We start from the raw sequence: 3,190 nt of genomic DNA on the forward strand, positions 1-3,190 counted from the left end.
ATTTTAACGATTTTTTTAGCAAGAGAAAAATTCAAACAATTTGATGAGATAAAAATTATAGTAGAGTCGAACTTGAAAAATGCTCCGAACTCGTTTGAATTTTCGCTCTCTATGTCATAAAAAAATAACTGTTTAATCATTTATTATCTCTCTATAATTTTTATCTTTATATATGTATTATAGTCGAAAAAATAAAAAATGTCAATAGTTAAAATAAAAAAAATTAAAAAAAATTATAAATAAATTTCATATAAATTTTAATAATTCCAAAGTCGATTATTTAAATAACTTAATTTATTTTTTTGAAGCTGATTTGCTTTTGTCGAACAAAAATTTAAATTAAGGAGTTTTTATGCTATATGCTAAAAACTATAGTCTATATGGCTATAACGATATAAACGATTTTAATCTCGTTAAAGATTATTTAGAAAGATGCGCTATCTATAAAAGCGAAGCGACTTTAATCACTTCAGAACATTGCTTAAAATCATTTTATGTTTTCTATATTTCTTATTTAAAATCGAACGATATAAAATGCGAAGAGTATTTGATAAAATCTATAAATATAAAAACATTTGAAACTTATATTATCAGTCTTCTAAATAGAAAATTAAGCAATAATTTTATCGCTACTAAAATGATGATATTAAAAGATTAAACAATCAATTATTGGCTGACGCTTTTATTATGCAGGATAATGAAATAAAAACTCCCGTTAAGATTTTATTTGACACGGGAGCAACTGTAAGCGCTATAATAGGAAAAATAGCTAAACAATTAAATTTAATTCCCATTTCTAAAACTCGTTTACAAACTCCTACGGGATTAAGTATAGTTAATATTTATGAAATTAATTTAATAATTCCGTTAAATAAAAATGAAATAAATTTTGAACAAAAAATTAAAGCGTTGGAAATAGCCGATAATACCGATTTTGATATAATAATAGGCATGGATATAATAAGCAAAGGATGTTTAATAGTGTCCGATAATATTTTTATTTTTAATATATAATTTGACAAAATTTAATAATTTTATTATAATTAAATAAGTAGGTTTTAAATTCCGAAGTTTATAATATATTAAATTAAGCGTAATTTTAGGCATTTAGCATATTTCCCATAAATCCCAAATTTATCGGCAAATCGTTTACTTTTTGAACGGAATATAAATTATCTTCATATTTTATTTTTGCATATTTTATCGCATCGTCAATGCTGTCAAAATATTCTATAAATTCCTCTTTTCTTATTAAAACATATTTGTCAAGTAAATAATTTGGAATTTTATCTTTTTCTTTTAAGAAGAACTGATAATTATTGTCGACTTCTTTTTGTATTTCTTCTCTTGTGGACATAATTTAACCTCTTAATTAAGTATATCAATAATATTTCATTTTTCAAGTTTTTACCAATCGGCAGAAAGCCAAACCTACACAATAAATAAAAAGAAGCGACTTTAATTAAAAGCCGCTCCTGTATTATGAATGAAAATATTTAAAAAAATTATTCGGCTAATTTAGCGTAAAAGAATTTATGCCAGCCTAAAGGGTCGTAAACCACGCCCGACAATTTTTTACTTACCATTAAAGGCTCGGTATAAAAATAAATCGGTATAAGTCCCATATCTCCCATCAATACATCTTCCGCTTTATGCATAGCTTCCATTCTAACTTTTTGGTCTATAGTCGACATAGCGATTTTCAAATTATCGTCATAAGCCTTATTTGAATAACCGCCGTCATTTTGCGCGCTATAGCTTAAAAATACGCCCAAAAAAGTCATAGGGTCGTTATAATCTCCAATCCATCCATGACGAGCGATTACAAATTCTTTATGCAGTCTAGTAGTTTGGAAAGTTGCCCATTCTTCTTGAGATACAGTTGAATCTATATTCAAATATTCTTTCCACATTTGCTGAATCGCTTCGAATATAGGAATATGATTTCCAGCGTTTGATTTAAATTCTATAACGGGAAAACCTCTTCCTTCTGGATAGCCCGCTTCGGCTAAAAGTCTCTTCGCTTCTTCGACATTCTTTTGCAAATCTTCATCTTTTACGCTGTAATAATCTCCGCCGACTTTTCTAAAATCTCCGTCCGCGTCTTCAGTATCGCTTATTCCGTTTGGAACCCAAGCCGCGGCTGGAACTTGTCCGCCTTTTGTTACTTCTTTAACTATATAATTTCTATCTATAGCCAAAGCCAAAGCCTTACGAACTCTAATATCTCTTAATGTTCTATTTGTCCAGTTCAAACAATAATAATAAGTTCCTATATATGGGGAAATATACATTAAACCTTCGTTTTGCAAAGTTTCCATATCGGATAGAGGCGGAGTTCTTGAAAAATGTAGAGAACCGTCTTTAATTCCCGCCATTGCCGCCGTTTCGTTTTGCATCAATACGAATACGAGTTTTTGGGGAATTATAGAATCGGCATTCCAATAATTTGTATTTTTTTCCATAACGAGACTATCGTCAGTTCTTCTTTCGGTTAAAATAAAAGGACCGTTTCCAATATATGTTTCGGGCGATAAAGTCCAGTCGTCTCCGTATTCTTCTATAATATCTTCTCTTAATGGGTAGAAAGTTGGAAAAGCGGCAAGTTCGATAAAATAAGCCGTAGGAGTAGCCAATTGAACTTCCAAAGTATTTTCATCTATCGCTCTTATTCCCAAAGATTCAACGGGCTTTTTACCTGCGTTAATATCCATTGCGTTAAGAACAGGCTCGAATTGATAAGCGTATTCCGCAGCAGTTTTAGGGTCAACCGCTCTTCTCCAAGAATAAACAAAATCGTCCGCCGTTATTTTTTGTCCGTCCGACCATTTTGCATTTTCTCTTATATAGAAAGTATAGGTTAAACCGTCTTCGCTTATATCCCATCTTTCCGCAACGCCGCTTGTTATTTTATTTTCTTTATCTCTCGTTGCCAAACCTTCAAAAGCATGTTGAATATAAATGCTTCCGTCAACTGCATTGTTTAATGTCGGGTCTATGGTTTTAGGTTCTGGACCGACATTAATCTTAATTCCGTCTTCTTTTGCATTTACTCCGCATGAAACAAATAAGAAAAGCGCGGCGAAAATAAATAACGAATAAAATAATAATTTGTTTTTCATAATGAATACCCTCAATTTTTATTTTAGAATATTATAAACAAAAATAAATTATTAGTCAATAAAAAAAT

At 30.1% G+C, this 3,190-nt stretch carries 4 protein-coding genes; 2 read left to right on the forward strand and 2 right to left on the reverse strand.

Features of this window, described 5'->3' with window-relative positions; all coding sequences use genetic code 11:
• The first annotated feature begins 352 nt into the window (after window positions 1–352).
• The gene (locus ACR0QS_RS12270; protein ID WP_432633741.1) at window positions 353–658 is read left to right on the forward strand and encodes a hypothetical protein; all 306 of its coding nucleotides are present in this window, start codon (window positions 353–355) and stop codon (window positions 656–658) included.
• 29 nt (window positions 659–687) lie between these two features.
• Complete coding sequence (locus tag ACR0QS_RS12275) at window positions 688–1,014, forward strand: retropepsin-like aspartic protease (protein ID WP_432633742.1); 327 nt, start codon at window positions 688–690, stop codon at window positions 1,012–1,014.
• A gap of 85 nt (window positions 1,015–1,099) precedes the next feature.
• On the opposite strand, the gene ACR0QS_RS12280 is transcribed toward ACR0QS_RS12275, so the two are convergent.
• Together ACR0QS_RS12280 and ACR0QS_RS12285 are read right to left on the reverse strand one after the other, a co-directional pair.
• Window positions 1,100–1,357: a hypothetical protein gene (locus ACR0QS_RS12280; protein ID WP_137998268.1), complete on the reverse strand. Its 258-nt coding sequence runs from the start codon at window positions 1,355–1,357 to the stop codon at window positions 1,100–1,102.
• Between the two features lie 148 nt (window positions 1,358–1,505).
• Window positions 1,506–3,122, reverse strand: a complete 1,617-nt coding sequence (locus ACR0QS_RS12285) for a peptide ABC transporter substrate-binding protein (protein WP_432633743.1) — start codon at window positions 3,120–3,122, stop codon at window positions 1,506–1,508.
• Window positions 3,123–3,190: the final 68 nt, after the last annotated feature.

The organism is Brachyspira sp. (genome assembly GCF_050873525.1).
Classification (GTDB): domain Bacteria; phylum Spirochaetota; class Brachyspiria; order Brachyspirales; family Brachyspiraceae; genus Brachyspira.

Bases quoted from the DNA above. Each gene is read 5' to 3' on its own strand.
- ACR0QS_RS12270 (WP_432633741.1), top strand. From the start codon at position 353: ATGCTATATGCTAAAAACTATAGTCTATATGGCTATAACGATATAAAC.
- ACR0QS_RS12285 (WP_432633743.1), bottom strand. From the start codon at position 3,122: ATGAAAAACAAATTATTATTTTATTCGTTATTTATTTTCGCCGCGCTT.
- ACR0QS_RS12275 (WP_432633742.1), top strand. From the start codon at position 688: ATGCAGGATAATGAAATAAAAACTCCCGTTAAGATTTTATTTGACACG.
- ACR0QS_RS12280 (WP_137998268.1), bottom strand. From the start codon at position 1,357: ATGTCCACAAGAGAAGAAATACAAAAAGAAGTCGACAATAATTATCAG.